This window comes from Novosphingobium sp. (assembly GCF_031424035.1).
In the GTDB taxonomy this organism is placed as follows: domain Bacteria; phylum Pseudomonadota; class Alphaproteobacteria; order Sphingomonadales; family Sphingomonadaceae; genus Novosphingobium.
Window position 1 is genome coordinate 35398 of record NZ_JANPGP010000089.1, and the last position, 17167, is coordinate 52564.

Genomic DNA, 17167 nt, shown 5'->3' on the forward strand with positions numbered 1-17167 from the left:
CGTGCTACCGGCCTTCAAGCAACCGGTAGCCGGTGCCCCAGATGGTTTCGAGCGCCGCGCTGGCGAAGCCTTCCTCCAGCTTGCGGCGCAGGCGGCCGATGTTGACGTCGACGACATTGGTCTGCGGGTCGAAATTCATCTTCCACACATCGCGCAGCAACATCTCGCGCGTCACCACTTCGCCGGCGTTCTCCATGAAATAGCGGAACAGCTCGAACTCCTTGGGGCTGAGTGCGATATGGCGGTTGGCGCGAAAGGCGGTGCGTGCCTTGGTATGGCATTCGAACTGGCCGTAGATGATGACGGCAGCATGTTCGCGTCCCGAATTGCGGCGGTGCAGGGCGCGCAGGCGAGCGATCAGCTCTTCGGCCTCATAAGGCTTGGCGAGGTAGTCGTCCGCCCCGGCATCCAGCCCTTCGGCGCGGTCGGTGGTGCGGCCCAGCGCCGAGAGCATCAACACCGGCGTGCCGACCCCGCTTTCGCGCAGGCGCTTCAGGATGGTCATGCCGTCCAGATCGGGCAGCATCCGGTCAAGGATGATCACGTCGAACCGGTCCCGTCCGGCGCGCAGCAGGCCGGCCGATCCCGTGCTTTCCCAGATCAGCGTATCGCCATTGGAGCGCGCAAGTTCCTGCACCTCCTCAGCCGCGCGCTGGTCGTCCTCGACGTAAAGTATGTTGATGCCGGCCATCGATTCCCCAAGTCCCGTCCAAGCTGACAGCCTGTCATCTTGCTGACAAGCTGCGTCATCTTGTTAACGGCTCCTAATCATCGGGCCGATTTCATCCAGACACTTGGTTTGTCATGTTGATGACATTTCCTGTTAAGTGCGAAAAGCCATCCGGCTTTTCCTTGCTGTGCCATCCCGCTCCCCATCCCGGAGTCTTTGTTAGGTGCGCCCATCACATCCGTGATGGGCTTGCGGCACCAGCCCGCTCCCCCACCCGGCCACCCATCGGCAGGGTATTCTGGAATGGGTGGCCGGGTGGGGGAGCGGGCTGGTGCCGCAGGAAAAGCCGGATGGTTTTTCCGCACCGCCTCGAGGCAGACAAAAACGAGCCGCGCCGCCGGAGGTTGGCGGCGCGGCCCTATCGTCCGGCCCCGTCTTGGGGAATGCAAGGGCCAGGCGATCTCAGGTGGCGGCGCAAGATTGGGGCCATGTGGCGGACATGTCCGCTGACAATGCCTGTTAGGTGCGTGACAATTTTCGTGCCGCAGCGCAGCATCGCGACTAGCCAGATCGTCACGGCGATGCTAACCCGAATCCGCTAGGTATTGCGGGATTGCAATCGATTGCATTTCAATTATGACCTTGCAGACTTCCGGATCGAGGGGCCCCGCACGAATGTCATTTACTGCTGACAGCCTGTTGCTGTTCGGAGCGACCGGAGATCTGGCCCAGCGGATGCTGCTGCCGTCGCTGTGCGCCCTTGGCGCGGATGGCCTGATTTCGCCCAACCTCAAGATCATCGGTACGGCCCGGCAGGATCTCGACGATGCCGGCTATCGCAATTTCGCGCGGGCGGCGCTGGAAAAGTACCTTCCGGCAGAGCGACGCGGCTCGATGGCGGAGTTTCTCAACCGGCTGCACTATCAGCCGCTCGATGCCAACGACATCAGCGGCTTCACTGCGCTGGCGGACAAGGTTGGCCCGATTGGCGAGGGGCTGGCGATCTTCCTGTCCACCGCTCCCGGCCTGTTCGAGCCGACCATTGCCGGGCTCTCGGCCAGCGGCCTTGCTGGCGACCGGGTGCGCATCGGCCTTGAAAAACCGCTCGGCACAGACCTCGAAAGCAGCCGCCATATCAACGACGCGGTCGCCAGCGCCTTTCCGGAGGATCGCACCTTCCGCATCGATCACTACCTTGGCAAGGAGACGGTGCAGAACCTGCTGGCGCTGCGCTTTGCCAATATCCTGTTCGAACCGCTGTGGAATGCGGCGCACATCGATCACGTGCAGATCACCGTGGCCGAAACGGTCGGGCTGGAATCGCGCGTCGGCTATTACGATGGCTCGGGCGCGCTGCGTGACATGGTGCAGAACCACATGCTGCAATTGCTTGCGCTGGTGGCAATGGAGCCGCCGGCAAACTTCGATGCCACCGCCATCCGCGATGAAAAGGTCAAGGTCCTGCGCTCGCTGCGCTATGTCGCGGGCGAGGAATCGGTCACCGGCCAGTATCGCGCCGGGGCCATCTCCGGGCAGCCGGTCCCGGGTTACGACGACGAACTGGGCAAGGACAGCGACACCGAGACCTTTGTCGCGATCAAGGCCCATGTCGACAACTGGCGCTGGAAGGGCGTGCCGTTCTACCTGCGCACCGGCAAGCGCCTGCCCGAACGCGTGACCGAGATCGTCGTCCAGTTCCGCCGCGTGCCGCACTCGATCTTTGCTTCGAAGGCGGCCAAGACCGTGCCGAACAAGCTGGTGATCGGCATCCAGCCCGAAGAGAACATCACGCTGCAGGTCATGGCCAAGGTGCCCGGGCTTGACCGGCAAGGCATCCGCCTGCGCCCGGTCGAACTGAACATCGCGATGAGCGACGTCTTCGCCGGACCGGTCAAACGTATCGCTTATGAACGTCTGCTGCTCGACCTGATCGAGGGCGACCAGACCCTGTTTGTCCGCCGCGACGAAGTGGAAGCCCAGTGGGACTGGATTGACGCCATCCGCGCCGGCTGGACCGAACACGGCATCACGCCGAAGACTTACAACGCTGGCTCGTGGGGGCCATCGGCAGCGATTGCCCTTGCCGAGCGCGATGGAGTGACGTGGCATGAGTAGTCTAAACCCTGTCGTCGAACGCGTTACCCAGCGGATCATCGAACGCTCGAAGGTGGGCCGCGCCCGCTATCTCGATCTGATGGCGCGTGAGGGTGATGCCCACGGCAACCGCTCGTTCCTTGGCTGCTCGAACCTCGCTCACGGATTTGCCGGGGCGGAGGCGGATCAGGCGACGATTGCCTTCACCAAGGCATCGAACATCGGCATCGTTACCGCCTATAACGACATGCTTTCAGCGCATCAGCCCTATGGTCGCTACCCGGAAGCGATGAAGCTTTACGCCCGCGAAGTCGGCGCGACGGCGCAGGTTGCGGGCGGGGTCCCGGCGATGTGTGACGGGGTGACGCAGGGCTACACCGGCATGGAACTGTCGCTGTTCAGCCGCGATGCGATTGCCCAGGCGACCGCCATCGCGCTCAGCCACGCGATGTTCGATGGCATGGCGCTGCTCGGCATTTGCGACAAGATCGTCCCCGGCCTCGTCATGGGCGCGCTGCGCTTTGGCCACTTGCCGGCGGTCTTCGTGCCCAGTGGTCCGATGCCCAGCGGCATTGCCAACAAGGAAAAGCAGAAGGTCCGCCAGCTCTATGCCGAAGGCAAGGCGAGTCGCGAGGAGCTGCTCAAGAGCGAGATGGGCTCCTACCACTCGCCCGGCACCTGCACCTTCTATGGCACGGCCAATTCGAACCAGATGATGATGGAGCTGATGGGGCTCCACATCCCCGGCAGCGCCTTCGTGCCGCCGAATACGCCGCTGCGTTCCGCGCTGACCCGCGCCGCTGTGCACCGGCTCGCCGCGATTACCAAGAAAGGCGAGGACTATCGCCCGATGGCGCAGGTCGTCGATGAAAAGGCGCTGGTCAATGCCTGCGTCGGCCTGCTCGCTACCGGCGGATCGACCAACCATGCGATGCATCTGCCCGCCATGGCGCGGGCGGCGGGCGTGACGATCGACTGGCAGGATCTGGACGAATTGTCCGGCGTTGTGCCGCTGATCGCGCATGTCTATCCCAACGGCGCGGCGGATGTGAACCACTTCCACGCGGCCGGCGGCATGGGCTTTGTCGTGTCCCAGCTCCTCGGCGCAGGCCTGATCCACGGCGATGTGCTGACGGTGAGCGAGCACGGCATGGCTGCCTATGCGCAGGAGCCGGTGCTTGCGGACACAGTGGTGGAATGGCGCGACACCCCTGCGGCCAGCGGCGATGACACCATCCTGCGCCCCGTCGCCGCGCCGTTCAGCCCCGATGGCGGGATGCGTCTGGTGCAGGGCAACATCGGCCGCGCCACCTTCAAGACCAGCGCCGTCGATCCGCTGCGCTGGACGATCGAGGCTCCGTGCCGCGTGTTTGACAGCCAGGATGGCGTGCAGGCCGCCTTCAAGGCCGGCGAGCTGGACCGCGACGTCATTGTCGTCGTGCGTTTCCAGGGGCCGCGCGCCAATGGCATGCCCGAACTGCACAAGCTGACCCCGCCGCTCGGCGTGCTGCAGGACAAGGGGTTCAAGGTGGCGCTGGTCACCGATGGCCGCATGTCGGGCGCGTCGGGCAAGGTGCCCGCCGCGATCCACGTGACGCCCGAGGCACTTGGCGGCGGTGCACTCGCCCTGTTGCGCGATGGCGACGTGGTGCGGCTTTGCGCCAACAAGGGCAGCCTGGAAGTTCTGGCCGACCTGTCGGGCCGCGAACCTGCCAGCCCGCCGCCTGCGGGTGAAGGCATGGGGCGCGAACTGTACAGCCTCTACCGCCTGAACGCCGATGGCGCAGAGCGCGGCGCCTCTCCGGTCCTTGCGGCAGCGGAGCTCTAAGGCGGTGGTCGATCTCGTCACCGTCGATATTGGCGGCACCCATGCACGCTTCGCGCTCGCTTCGGTGTCGCCGGACGGCGCGATTGAACTGGGCGAGCCGGTCACGCTGCACACCAGCGACCACGCCAGCTTCCAGACCGCGTGGGAGGACTATGCGACGCGCAGAGGTGGCAGCCTGCCGCGGGACTGCGCGATTGCCATCGCCGGCCCGGTCGGCGGAGACGTCATCCGCTTCACCAACAATCCGTGGATCATCCGCCCGGCGCTGATCCCCGAAAAGCTCGGCGTTGACCGCTTCACGCTGGTCAACGATTTCGGCGCGGTTGGCCATGCTGCCGCGCGGGCGCCCGATGACCAGTTCGTCCACCTCTGCGGGCCGGAAGGCGCGCTGCCGGCAGAGGGCACGCTGTCGATTGTCGGCCCCGGCACCGGCCTTGGCGTCGCCCATGTCTGGCGTGATGGGGCAGGCGGTTACCGCGTGCAGGCGACCGAGGGCGGACACATCGCCTTCGCCCCGCTCGATTCGATCGAGGAAGCGATCCTCGCCCGCCTGCGCCAGCGCCATTCGCGCGTTTCGGTGGAGCGGGTGGTTGCCGGTCCCGGCATCGTCGACATCTATGAAACGCTCGCCGCCATGGAAGGCCGCGCGATCTCGCCGCTTGATGACCGGACGATCTGGCAGCTTGGCGCGTCGGGAGAAGACAGCCTGGCCGCTGCCGCCGTCGACCGGTTCTGCCTCGCGCTCGGCTCGGTTGCCGGCGACATCGCGCTGGCTCAGGGCGCGAGCGCCGTGGTCATCGCCGGCGGGCTTGGCCTGCGGATCAAGGACAGCCTGCTGGCCTCGGGCTTTGCCGACCGGTTCCGCGCCAAGGGGCGCTTCGAAACGCTGATGGCCGGATTGCCGGTCAAATTGATCACCCATCCGCAGCCGGGCCTGTTCGGTGCCGCCGCTGCCTTCGTGCAGGAGCATTTGTCGTGAGCAACCCCGAAGCGGTCATGAAGCTGGCCCCCGTGATCCCGGTGCTGGTGATCAACGATGTCGCCCACGCGGTGCCCATCGCGCAGGCGCTGGTCGCCGGCGGCCTGCCCGCGCTGGAGGTCACGCTGCGCACGCCCTGCGCGCTCGATGTGATCCGCGCGATGAAGCAGGTTCCGGGCGCAGTCGTCGGGGCGGGCACGGTGCTCAATCCGCGCGATCTCGATGCCGCGCTTGAGGCCGGGGCGGAATTCATCGTCTCGCCCGGCCTGACCGCCGATCTCGGCAAGGCGGCGATTGCGGCGGGCGTGCCGTTTCTGCCCGGCACCGCCAATGCCAGCGACATCATGCTCGGGCTCGATCTTGGCCTGACGCGGTTCAAGTTTTTCCCGGCAGAGGCCTCGGGCGGGATCAAGGCGCTGTCCGCCATCGCCGCGCCGTTCGGCATGGCGAAGTTCTGCCCCACCGGCGGCATCACGCCGGAAACCGCGCCCAACTGGCTGACGCTCGACGCCGTGCTCTGCGTCGGCGGATCGTGGATGATCCCCAAGGGTGCGCCTGATGTGGCAAGGATCGAAGCCGCCGCCCGCCAAGCGGCAGGCCTGCGCGGATGAGCGCCGGCGGGCCAGTTACCGTCGCCGCGCTGGAAGAGCGCCTTCAGCACCTTCACCTGCGCACGGCGGAAACCCCGCTGTTCAACCCGGTATTCCAGCTCAGCCTCGAACTGTCGCGGCGGCTGGAGGACGGTTCGCTCAGCCTCGACGAGGTGGGCACGCTGGTCAGCGAACTCGAATGCGATTCGCTGCAATCGCGGGCGCGGCGGCTGCACCGGCTGATCAGCCCGGTGGAGGCCGAAGCCAACGGCGCGGCGATCGACGCGCTGGCGCAGGCGGACAGCTTCGAGGCTTTCACCGCGCGCTGGCAGCGGCCCGCCGCCCATGTGGTCTTCACGGCGCACCCCACGTTTCTGCTCAGCCGCGCACAAGGCGGCGCGGTTGCCGCCGCAGCGGCTAGTGGCGACATTGGCGAGGCGACCGTCTGCCTCGCCCCGCATGACCGCGATGCCATCACGCTCGATTACGAGCATGAAGAGGCGATGAAGGCGCTGGCCAATGGACAGGCCGCGCGCGATGTCATCGTCGGCCACTTGCTCGATACCGCGCGCGGGCGCTGGCCGGACCAGTGGCGCGCCGCCCGCCCGGTGCCGTTTCGCTTTGCCACCTGGGTCGGCTACGACATGGACGGCCGTACCGACATCGGCTGGCACACCTGCCTGCGATACCGCTTGGCCGAAAAGGCCCAGCGCCTCGCCGCCTATGCGGTGATGTTGGCGGATGCGGCCAGCGACATCGCCGGGGAACTGAACCGCGCCGCCGCCTATGCCGCCGAGATGAGCGCGCTTTTCGCTCAGGACCTGACAAACCCGGCGGCACTGTCTGAAGTCGCCAACCGCTTCACCGCCGATCACGGTAACAAACTTGTCTCGCTCGAACCGATGATCACCGAGCTGGAATACCGCGCCGGCGAGGCAGACGATGCGCTCGCTCGCACCTTGCTCACCGCTGCCGCCGCCATGCGTGCCGACGGTCTGGGCATGGGCTGGGTCCACTTCCGGGTGAACAATTCGCAGCTGCAGAACGCGGTGCGCCGCCGCATCGATCCCGAAGGCCTGCTCGATCTCGACAGTCAGGCCGCACTCGCCCGGCTGCGCGAATTGCTGGGTGAAGTGAAGCCGCTGCGGTCGAACCTTGCCGCGCTGGCGATCGAGAACAGCACCGCCATCCGCCAGTTCCTGATCATGGCGCAGGTCCTGCACCATGTGGATGCCGATACGCCGATCCGCATGCTGGTGGCCGAATGCGAACAGCCGAGCACGGTGCTCGCTGCGCTCTATTTCGCCAAGCTGTTCGGCGTTGACGGCAAGGTCGACGTATCGCCGCTGTTCGAAACCGAAACCGCGCTCGAACATGGCGGGCGGCTGCTCGATGCGGTTTTGTCGGAGCCGCACTATCAGGCCTATGCCCGGGCGCGTGGGCGGGTTTCGATCCAGACCGGCTTTTCAGATGCCGGGCGCTTTGTCGGACAGATCCCGGCAGCGCTGGCGATCGAGCGCCTGCAGGGACGCCTGAGCGAGGCAATGGCCGCCAATGGCATGACTGATGTGGCCGCGCTGATCTTCAACACCCACGGCGAATCGATGGGCCGCGGTGCCCATCCGGGATCGTTCACTGACCGGCTCGAATGGCCGCTTTCGCCATGGTCGCGCCGCCGCTTCGTACGCGCCGGCATCCGGCTGGAACCGGAAGTCAGCTTTCAGGGCGGCGATGGCTACCTGTTCTTCGGATCGCCCGAACTGGCGCTCGCCACGCTGACTCGCATGGCCGAGAATGCGCCGAGCCTCGCCGATGCCGATGCGCCGGTCGATCCGTTCTATCGCCGCACCGACCTCAGTCTTGATTTCTACCGCGCCATCCGGCGGGTGCAGCAGCGGCACCTCAATTCGGCGACCTACCCGCGCGCCGTAACGGCCTTCGGCCTCGGGTTGCTCAACGATACGGGCAGCCGCAAGTCGCGCCGCCAGTCGGACCTTGCCGCAGACCGGGCGATGAACCTGCGCCAGATCCGCGCCATCCCGCACAACGCCGTGCTCCAGCAGCTCGGCTATCCGGTGAATGTCATCGCCGGGTTCGGCACGGCGGCAGAGGGCAATTACGAGGAAATCCGCGCGCTTCTGCAATCGAGCGCTCGCGGGCGGCAGATGCTGCGGCTGGTCCGTTCGGCCAATGCGCTCGCCTCGATCAAGACGGTCGCGGCCTTTGGCGAGCTGTTCAATTCGGCCTACTGGGCCAGCCGGCCCTATCGCGGCGGGGAACAGCAGATCGCCGATGCCTGCCTGCTTCTGGCCGAGACTTTCACCACCGATGACCGCACCGGCGTGTTCCGCCGCCTCGCCTCACGCCTGCGGGTCGATGCGCTCAAGCTGCACCGACTGATCGACCCGATGGGCGATGAGGCACCCCTGGCCGGACGCGAGCAGATGCGCCGCTCGCTCGGCGTGGCGCAGGCGCTGCGGCTGGCGCTGTTCCAGCATATGTTCATCCGCGTCGTCTCGGTTCCGGGCTTCAGCCGCGCCAATGACATCGCACGCGAGGATGTTTGGGAAATGGTGTTCACCCTGCGGATCGAGGAAGCGCTCGCCCAGTTGCGCCGCGCCTTCCCGACCTCGATGCCCGCGCTAGGCGACTTTACGGTCAGCGAGCCGAGCGATTACCCGGACAGCGGGGCGAGCGGCTATCAGGCGATCCACCGCGATTCGATCGATCCGATCGAGCAGGCGTGGAAGCTGTCGCTGCGGATCGGCCTGACCATCGCCAACGAGTTCGGCGCGCATGGGTGAGTTCCCAGCGGAATCCCCGCGCAGGCGGGGACCTCAGGAGTGCAATCGCAACCTCGCCCGTTAACGCCTTAGGTCCCCGCCTGCGCGGGGTCTCGGTTAGGTTGGCCGCACCCATTCGCCCACACGCGGCGGGTGGCGCAGACCGTGGATCAGCACATCGGCGGCGCGCAGGGCGACCGATGCCCGCCATGAGCGCCAGCGCGAAAAGTCCTGCGGCAGCGGGTCGCCCGAACTCGCCCGCGCCGGGGCGAACAGCAGCCGTTCGAAATCCGCAACGATCCCGGCCTCGCGCAGCACGGCGTAATATTCCGCGCTGACCCGGTAGCCGACGAAATCGAAATTGCTCGACCCCGCAACCACCGTCTCGCCATCGACCAGCGCCGCTTTCACGTGGGTCATTTCCGGCAGCAACCGCAGCCGGATGCCGCTGCGCCCGGCTACACCCATCAGGTAATCGCGCACGATCGGCTTGTTGTTCGGGCGCGGCGTATAGATCGACACGGCCACGCCGCGCTGTGCCGCGTGGGCCATGGCGGTGACGAAGGGGAAAGTCGGATAGGCGCTGATCACCTCGATCGAATGGCGGGCATTTTCGAACAGGCGCAGCAGAGGCAGCGAGCCTTCGGCATTGTGCAGACCATCGAGCGAATAGGCGTCCATTTCGCCAAAGCTGGCTTGTGCAGGTGACGTCTTCCCGTGCCAGTCCTTGTCGAATTCGCCGGCGAACCAGTTTGCCACCTCTGCGCTTTCGACCCGCACCATCATGTCGTGCCAGGCGAAATTGTGGTCGGAAAAGTTGATCCCGCCGATCCACACGGCATCGTCCATCACCAGCAGCTTGCGGTGATTGCGCAGCACATAGTTGAACGGATTGCCGCCGACCGGGTTGGTGACTTTCACCTGTGCGCCAGAGGCAATCAGGCTGTCGAACATGTCCCATGTCGAGCGCGCTTCGGCATGGAGCGCGGCGTCCTTTGACAGCGAGAGGAACGTGTCGTTGATCACATGGCGGGTGTAATCATCGACCAGCACGCGGCGCTGCGTGGCGGTGGACGCGGCGATGGCAGAGGCTACGCCGAGACCGGCGGCATCGCCTTCAAAAGTCATCGCCTGAATCAGCACGCGGCGGCGAGCTTGGGCGATATCGTTGCTCGCGGCCCGCCAGAAAGCTGCCGATCCGACAAAAATTTCGCAGCGCAAAGTTCGTCAGCCCCTACCGATATCCCGCATCGGGGGTGCCACCGGTCTGGCTGCTTGGCAAGACGTGCAACACCGCGCAGCAGTTAACCCAATCGCCACGCCCGGTCCCGTATAGGGACGCAGCAGCCGAAGGGCTGGATTTCGCGGCACTTCTGCCGTTTGATCATCTGGGCAAGACAGAGGAATGGGCGCAGATATGGTTCTGGGAGCGAAAGGTTGGGGCGCAGTGGTTGCGGCGGTTGGCGGTATCGTCGTCGCCGGAGCGGCGTTGATTTCGCTGGAGAAGCCGGCCTCCACCCCGCCCAAGCCTATCGCCTCAGCACCGCCAGAAGCGCCGGCCAAGCCCGCACCGGTCGACCAGCGCTTTGTCATCAAGCGCGTGCTGCCGATCACCGGTCCGATCAAGTACGGCGAATGGCACTGGGACGAGGCCGGTGTGCCGGATGGCCCGCTGGTGATGACCGTCGACCTTGAAGCGCGGGTGCTCTCGGTGTTCCGCGGCGGCTATGAAATCGCGGCGACGGCGGTGTTGCTCGGTACGACTGAAAAGCCCACCCCGCTTGGCGTGTTCCCGATCAACTGGAAAAGCGCCAATCACCATTCGCGCACCTATGACAATGCGCCGATGCCCTACACCATGAACCTGACCGCCGATGGCGTGGCGATCCACGGTACCAAGGTGGAAAACGGCTATGCCAGCCACGGTTGCATCGGCGTGCCGACACCCTTTGCGCAAAAGCTGTTCGGCTTGGCCAAAGTGGGAGACAAGGTTTACGTCACGCGGGGCAAGCAGACCGGCGTGGGGCAATCGCTGACTGAGAGCTGATCACGTCCGCCGTGCGGGGGCTTTCGTGAAGGACCAGCCATCGTGCCCGGTGCGCGCGACCAGACCGCCGATCGAGGCCGGCTGGCGGGCAACCAGGCTGTCGAACAGGCGCGCTACAGCCGATCCGCGCGGTTCGGTGCCATCGAGTTCGCGCACCACGCGGGCGATCACGCGCAGCGCAACCGCACGCGGGGCCTGCGGGCGATAGACCAGCCCCATCGGCGCCTTTGTCACGCATTCGGACCATTCGCGCGCCGCCGCCCAATCGAGCGCGGCATCGGCGTCGGCAAGGTGCGCGGCGCTGGCGGCCAGCGCTGGAATGTCGAGCCAGTCGGCTTGCGTGAGGTGCTTGCGGACCCGGGCGCGATCATACTTCGGATCTGCGTTCGAGGGATCATCGGCGGCGGTTACGCCGCTCTCGTTGATGACCTGCGCCAGATCTGCGCGCCGCCAGTCAAGCAGCGGGCGCAGTAGCGGGATGCGCGTGCCGGGGACGCGGCCGACCGCGCGAATGCCAGCCAGTCCGCCAGCGCCGCTGCCCCGATTGAGCCGAAGCAGCAGGGTTTCGGCCTGATCGTCAGCATGGTGCGCGGTGAGCAGGGCGGTGAGGCCCCGGCGCTCGGTCCATTCCGCCTGCGCGGCATAGCGCGCGGTGCGGGCCTCCGATTGCACATTGCCGGGTTCGACTTCGACGGCGAGAATTTCGTGCGGAACGCCAAGGCCGGCGCAGACTCCAGCCACCATGGCCGCTTCCGCGCCGCTTTCGGTCCGCAGCCGGTGATCGACGGTGGCGGCTTCGATGCGATCGGGAAATGCCTCGGCGGCGAGCAGCAGCATCGCCATGCTGTCCGGCCCGCCGGACACGGCCAGTCCCAACTTGCCCTCGCCCGGCCACAAGGCAGTAAGTGATTGCCGGAACCGGGCGCTGGCGGCTTCGTGGTTTAGCTGCACTTCACTCCGCGCCGCGTGGCTTCGTATTGCGTCTTCAGCCGGCCGGCAGCCTCTGCGGCAAAGGTCTCGCCAAATTCGGCGAGGGCGATGCAGGCGCGGTTGGTGTCCTTGAGCTGGCGCATCGATTCGGCAAGGTACAGCAGGCTGTCCGATGCGCGGGCGCCGTTCTTGTCGGCCTGATAGTTCTTGAGGAACCACTGCGCCGCCTCGCGCGGCTTGCCTTCATCGAGATAGGCGCGACCGAGCAGGTTGCGGGCAAAGCTGATCCGCTGGTGCTTGGGATACTTGGTCAGGAACAGCTGCAATTGCTGCTCCGCCTCGGGGAAGAACTTCGCTTCCCAAAGACGGTAGCCATAGGAATATTCATCATCCCCGGCATCGGCAGTCTTGGGCTTTTCGACTTCCTTGACCGCCGCCACGCGCTGCGCGGAAGGCGCTGCCGGCTTGGCGGCCGGGGTCGCAGCTGCCGCTGCGGGCTTCGGCGTGGTTGCCGCCGGGCGGGTGAGAGTCACCGGGGCAGGGGTAGGGAAGCTGGCGGCTGGTGTCGTCGCAGCGGGTGTGGTTGTGGCCGGAGCACTGGTCGAAACCACTGCGGTCGTTCCAGCAGGGACCGTCACGGTCGTTGCCGCCGCCGGAGCAGGCGCCAGTGCGGCCAGCTTTGCCTCAAGCTGGGCGATGCGGTTGGCGCTTTCCTCGTTGGCGGCGGTGATGCGCGTCAGTTGCAGCTCGACCGCATCCATGCGGGTCAGCAGGTCGGTCACCGGCGTGGTCGCCGGGGTTCCGGTGGTTGTCACCGCACCGGCTGGCTTGTTGATTTCGGGCGGGAAATACTTGCCGTCAGCGCCCGGGAAAACCTGACGCTGGAGGGCCTTCACCTCGGCCTCAAGCTTCTTGATGCGGGCATCAGCACCGGCCTGGATCGACGTGTTCTGCGCCGGTGCGGGCACCGTGCTAAGCGCAAAGGACAGGGCAAGTGACGGGGCAATCAGGGCAAGGCCCGGACGTTTCCAAGCAGACAGGCTTTTCATCGCAGCGCGCACGCTCCCCAAAACAGTTGGCCCCCAAGTCAGTTGGCCCAAGACAGGTAGCCCGTAACGGGCAGATTTAACCACGTTTCTAACCCTGACAGACCCAGCCTGTCGAGAGGAGGTCAGTTCGAAACGGTGGAAGGTGGCGGCTGAACCGAACCTTGCTCAGCTGCCGGGGCCGGTGCGGGAGCCGGCTGCGGGGTGGGCGAGGCAGGTGTCGATGCCCGCGTCGCGGGGCGCACTGAAGGGCGCGATTCCACGCGGCGCGGCGCGGTGGCCTGTCCGGTCTGTCCGGATCCATCAGTTGGCAGCAAGGTCCCATCTGCTCCCAGGCTGGGATAGATCGCCGGAACCGAGGCTTCGGTGGTTACCACCACTTCGGCGCTGGCAGTTTCTATCGGCAGCGTTTCGGGCAGGACAACGGCCGGGGAGAACAGCGTGCGGAAGGCAAAGTAGCCGCCGATGGCCAGCACGATTGCCAGCAAGGCGAGGCCCCAAGCGAACTTCGATCCCGGCACGCGGGCAGGGTCGCCCGGATCAAGCGAAGCGGTGCCGGCGCGGTACTCGACTGGTTCAGCCAGACCCATCTCGCGGCGAACTTCGGAAACAATCGCTTTTTCGTCCAGCCCGACGGCGCGAGCATAAGAGCGGGTGAAGCCGGTGGCATAGGTGCGCGAAGGCAGCGCGTCCCAGTCCCCCGCTTCGATCGCGGCGATCAACCGTTCGGCGATGCGTGTTTTCTGGGCCATCCCTTCACGAGTGATTCCCAGCTGTTCACGTGCCGCTTTCAACCGCGGACCCACGCCTGCAAGCGGCAGTTGCGGCTGTTGGGCTTCCTGCTCTGACATCCCGTACCGATTTTGTTAGTGTTGCGACCAAAGGAGTTGGTAACCAAGGGCTGCACCGCAGTCTTGTCAAGCAAAACGATGTTACAATCAGGTGACCTCGGGGACCTTCGCGGCAGGGTGCGGCAGGCGCGCGGCCAATCGCTTGGCCAGTCGCGCTACACGGTGCTGGCTCAGTCGCAGTCGATCCCGCGCTGGGCGGCCCAGGCGACCAGTTCGGCGCGCATGCTGGCCGGAGGATTGGCTAGCCAGCCCTGCATGGCCTCCGTGATCTCGCGCGTGTCGACCTTGGTCAGCAATTCCTTGATCGGGCCGACCGATGCCGGGGTGATCGACAAGCGGCGCACGCCCACGCCGATCAGCGCCAGCGCCTCAAGCCGGCGACCGCCCATTTCCCCGCAAACGGCAACGTCCACACCCTTGCCCTCGACGTTTTTCAGCACGCGCGCGATGAAACGCAGGATCGACGGGCTGACCCAGTCATAGCGTTCGGCCAGCTTGGGGTTGGCGCGGTCGGCAGCGAAGAGGAACTGGGTGAGGTCATTGGTGCCGATCGACAGGAACGAGATCTTCGGTGCCAGCACGTCAAGCATTTCCGCCAGCGCCGGCACTTCGAGCATCGCGCCATAGCGGATTTCCTGCGGCAGCATCTTGCGCTGGCCCTTGAGCCATTTCAGCTGGGCATCGAACACGGCCTTGGCGGCATCGAATTCCCATGGTTCGGAGACCATCGGGAACATCACGTTGAGCGTGCGTCCGCCGGCAGCCTCGAGCAGGGCGCGGGCCTGAGCCTTGAGCAGGCCCTCGCGTTCAAGCGCGACGCGCAGCGCGCGCCAGCCCATCGCCGGGTTCTCTTCATCACCATCTTCGTCATGGCGCAGGTAAGGGAGCGCCTTGTCGCCGCCGATGTCGACCGTGCGGAATACGACGGGTTTGTCGCCGGCCGATTCCAGCACGTCGCGATAGAGCCGGGTCTGGCGTTCGCGCGCGGGCAGGGTGGCGGAGACGAGGAACTGGAATTCGGTGCGGAACAGGCCGATGCCGTCAGCCCCGGTCATGCCCAGCATCGGCATGTCATCGCGCAGGCCCGCGTTCATCATCACGGTGACGCGCACGCCATCCTTGGTACGTGGTTCGACATCGCGCAGCGCCGCCCATGCCGCCTGCTTTTCGCGGCTGCGGGCGAAGCGGGCATTGAATGCCTCTTCCAACGCCGGTGTGGGGCGCACGGTTGCCATGGCCATGTCGGCATCGAGCAAAAGTTCATCGCCTTCGCGCACCACGCCGCGCAAGCCCTGCACGCGGCCGAGCACCGGCACGCCCATGGCGCGGGCGACGATCACCACGTGCGCGGTGAGCGAGCCTTCCTCAAGGATCACGCCTTTCAGCCGGCGCTTGTCATATTCGAGCAGTTCCGCCGGACCCAGATTGCGCGCAATCAGGATCGCATCCTGCCGCAGGCCCTTGGAGGCCGCCGTGCCGAGCTGGCCCGAGACCGTGCGCATCAGCCGGTTGGCCATGTCCTCAAGGTCATGCATCCGGTCGGCCAGCAGCGGATCGTCGATCTGGCGCATGCGCATGCGGGTGTGTTGCTGGACGCGCTCGATCGCGGCTTCGGCGGTCAGTCCGGAATCGATCGCGTCATTGATGCGCCGCTTCCAGCCTTCGTCGTAAGCGAACATCTTGTAGGTTTCGAGCACCTCGTCATGCTCGCCGCCGCCGCCGAATTCGGCTTGCGCGGCCATCTTGTCGATCTGTTCGCGCATCCGGTCGAAAGCAAGGTAGACGCGCTGACGCTCTGCCTCGGTATCTTCGGCTACGGTGTGTTCGATGGTGACGCGCGGCTGGTGGAATACCGCCACGCCGCTCGCCAGTCCCTTGACCAGCGCCAGCCCGTGCATCTGCGCCGGGCCAGACTGGGCGGCGGTAAGCCCCCAAGCCTCTTCCTCGTCGACGAGGCCGGCGCTGGAGATCAGTTCGGACAGGACCATGGCCACGGTCTGCAGCGCCTCGATCTCGACATCGGCATAGCGGCGCGGATCGGCGTGCTGGACGCAGAGCACGCCGACGGCGCGTTCGCGGTGGACGATCGGCACGCCGGCGAAGGAGTGGTACTTGTCTTCACCGGTTTCCGGGCGATAGGAAAAGTCCGGGTGCGCGGTCGCCTCGGCCAGGTTGAGCGTTTCGACATTGCCCGCGATGGTGCCGACCAGACCTTCGCCGATGGACATGCGCGTGACGTGGACGGCATCCTGCGACAGCCCCTTGGTGGCGAACAGTTCCAGCATGCCTTCACGCAGCAGATAGATCGAGCAGACCTCGCTATCGAGGCCGCCGCCGATCACATCGACCACGGTGTTGAGCTTCGCCTGCGCGGCGCTGCGCGAGGCCATCACCTCGTGAAGGCGGGTCAGAATGGTCCGTGCGGAAGCAATCGCATCAAGCATGATGCGCTGCTAGCCTACTATGGCGGGAATTGAAACGGATGGCTGCGGTTTCCGACCGGGATGGATCCATCCCGGCCGACCACCTTATCCGCAGATCGCCGATCAGTGCGACAATTCTTCTTTGATGCGGAGTTTGCGCTTCTTGAGCGCCTGGACTTCGGTAAAATCAGGCAAAGGCCTGCTCATTTCCTGCTGGATGCGGCGTTCGAGGCCTTCGTGTTTCAGCTGTAGTGCACTGGCATGCGACTGTTCCATGAGCTACTCCTTGGTTGCTCCCCCGTTTTCTCCGGGTGTCACTGCAGATTTCCTCTCCGACCGACTCGGGACCGGTGTTGTCCTGCAGTGCGATTGTCAGGAAAGCACATTACCATTATCTTGCGAAGCGTAACCGATACTATACCGGAGCAATCGCCCCGGACACGCGGCGGGCGGTTAACCGTATTCGCCGGTCATTTCGTCGGCACTGGTGAAGGGATTGAGGCGGCGTGACCGAAGAGGAAATGCGCAAGCGGCTGGAAATGCTCAGGATCGAGCATCGTGACCTGGACGCGGCCATCGATGCGCTGACTGCTGCGGGCGCCAACGACCAGCTGCAGATTGCCCGCCTGAAAAAGCGCAAGCTGAAGCTGAAGGACCAGATCGCATTGATCGAGGACTACCTGATCCCCGATATCATTGCCTGATCGCTAACGCTTGATGCGATTCGTCAAGCCCCGTTCTGTGCGGCTTGCGTGCCATCGCGGGACAGTCCCGATTTGAATTGTGGACAGTGGCACTCCTGCGTTGCGGGCACCGGCGTCACGAAGGAGGCAGCAGCCTGCTGCAACCGCACCCGTCGAACCAGCAGCGAAAACTGGCAGCTCATCGCAACCTCGCCGTCATGCTTGATCGCCTGCAGCAGCGAT

General features: G+C 65.5%; 15 protein-coding genes. 7 read left to right on the forward strand and 8 right to left on the reverse strand.

Annotated features, from left to right (window positions below):
* Nucleotides 1-4: 4 nt before the first annotated feature.
* Nucleotides 5-691 (reverse strand): response regulator transcription factor, encoded by a 687-nt coding sequence (locus tag RMO89_RS12995; RefSeq protein WP_310533589.1) that lies wholly within the window; start codon nucleotides 689-691, stop codon nucleotides 5-7.
* Nucleotides 692-1345: 654 nt separating this feature from the next.
* Between RMO89_RS12995 and zwf the strand changes: the two genes are divergently transcribed.
* The 5 genes from zwf to RMO89_RS13020 are packed head-to-tail and all read left to right on the forward strand — an operon-like array spanning nucleotide 1346 to nucleotide 8965.
* Nucleotides 1346-2785 (forward strand): glucose-6-phosphate dehydrogenase, encoded by a 1440-nt coding sequence (zwf, locus tag RMO89_RS13000; protein WP_310533590.1) that lies wholly within the window; start codon nucleotides 1346-1348, stop codon nucleotides 2783-2785.
* Nucleotides 2778-4592 carry a phosphogluconate dehydratase gene (gene edd, locus RMO89_RS13005; protein WP_310533591.1) on the forward strand — a complete coding sequence of 605 codons (1815 nt, stop codon included), beginning with the start codon at nucleotides 2778-2780 and terminating at the stop codon, nucleotides 4590-4592. Before zwf ends, edd begins: the two co-directional genes overlap by 8 nt.
* A complete protein-coding gene (locus RMO89_RS13010; protein ID WP_310533593.1) occupies nucleotides 4543-5571 on the forward strand; it encodes a glucokinase in 1029 nt (342 codons plus the stop codon). Before edd ends, RMO89_RS13010 begins: the two co-directional genes overlap by 50 nt.
* Before the next feature lie 17 nt (nucleotides 5572-5588).
* Nucleotides 5589-6182: a bifunctional 4-hydroxy-2-oxoglutarate aldolase/2-dehydro-3-deoxy-phosphogluconate aldolase gene (gene eda, locus RMO89_RS13015; protein WP_409035553.1), complete on the forward strand. Its 594-nt coding sequence runs from the start codon at nucleotides 5589-5591 to the stop codon at nucleotides 6180-6182.
* Entirely contained in the window at nucleotides 6179-8965 is a 2787-nt protein-coding gene (locus RMO89_RS13020) for a phosphoenolpyruvate carboxylase (protein WP_310533596.1), read from the forward strand. Before eda ends, RMO89_RS13020 begins: the two co-directional genes overlap by 4 nt.
* A gap of 96 nt (nucleotides 8966-9061) precedes the next feature.
* Here RMO89_RS13020 and RMO89_RS13025 read toward each other — a convergent pair whose 3' ends face one another.
* Entirely contained in the window at nucleotides 9062-10165 is a 1104-nt protein-coding gene (locus RMO89_RS13025; RefSeq protein ID WP_310533598.1) for a phosphatidylserine/phosphatidylglycerophosphate/cardiolipin synthase family protein, read from the reverse strand.
* A gap of 196 nt (nucleotides 10166-10361) precedes the next feature.
* Between RMO89_RS13025 and RMO89_RS13030 the strand changes: the two genes are divergently transcribed.
* On the forward strand, nucleotides 10362-10991 hold the full coding sequence (locus RMO89_RS13030) for a L,D-transpeptidase family protein (protein ID WP_310533599.1): 630 nt from the start codon (nucleotides 10362-10364) through the stop codon (nucleotides 10989-10991).
* On the opposite strand, the gene tilS is transcribed toward RMO89_RS13030, so the two are convergent.
* From tilS to RMO89_RS13055, 5 genes are all read right to left on the reverse strand, one after another.
* The gene (gene tilS, locus RMO89_RS13035) at nucleotides 10992-11942 is read right to left on the reverse strand and encodes a tRNA lysidine(34) synthetase TilS (RefSeq protein WP_310533601.1); all 951 of its coding nucleotides are present in this window, start codon (nucleotides 11940-11942) and stop codon (nucleotides 10992-10994) included. It abuts the gene before it with no gap.
* A complete protein-coding gene (locus RMO89_RS13040; protein ID WP_310533602.1) occupies nucleotides 11933-12970 on the reverse strand; it encodes a hypothetical protein in 1038 nt (345 codons plus the stop codon). Before RMO89_RS13040 ends, tilS begins: the two co-directional genes overlap by 10 nt.
* Before the next feature lie 122 nt (nucleotides 12971-13092).
* A complete protein-coding gene (locus RMO89_RS13045) occupies nucleotides 13093-13818 on the reverse strand; it encodes a helix-turn-helix domain-containing protein (protein WP_310533603.1) in 726 nt (241 codons plus the stop codon).
* 170 nt (nucleotides 13819-13988) lie between these two features.
* Nucleotides 13989-16262: a phosphoenolpyruvate--protein phosphotransferase gene (gene ptsP / locus RMO89_RS13050; protein ID WP_310533605.1), complete on the reverse strand. Its 2274-nt coding sequence runs from the start codon at nucleotides 16260-16262 to the stop codon at nucleotides 13989-13991.
* Between the two features lie 102 nt (nucleotides 16263-16364).
* Nucleotides 16365-16517: a DUF465 domain-containing protein gene (locus tag RMO89_RS13055; RefSeq protein ID WP_310533606.1), complete on the reverse strand. Its 153-nt coding sequence runs from the start codon at nucleotides 16515-16517 to the stop codon at nucleotides 16365-16367.
* Nucleotides 16518-16747: 230 nt separating this feature from the next.
* On the opposite strand from RMO89_RS13055, the gene RMO89_RS13060 reads away from it, so the two are divergent.
* Complete coding sequence (locus RMO89_RS13060) at nucleotides 16748-16945, forward strand: DUF465 domain-containing protein (protein WP_310533607.1); 198 nt, start codon at nucleotides 16748-16750, stop codon at nucleotides 16943-16945.
* Nucleotides 16946-16968: 23 nt separating this feature from the next.
* On the opposite strand, the gene RMO89_RS13065 is transcribed toward RMO89_RS13060, so the two are convergent.
* Nucleotides 16969-17167: hypothetical protein (locus RMO89_RS13065; RefSeq protein WP_310533608.1), on the reverse strand; the 199-nt coding region annotated here is incomplete at its 5' end.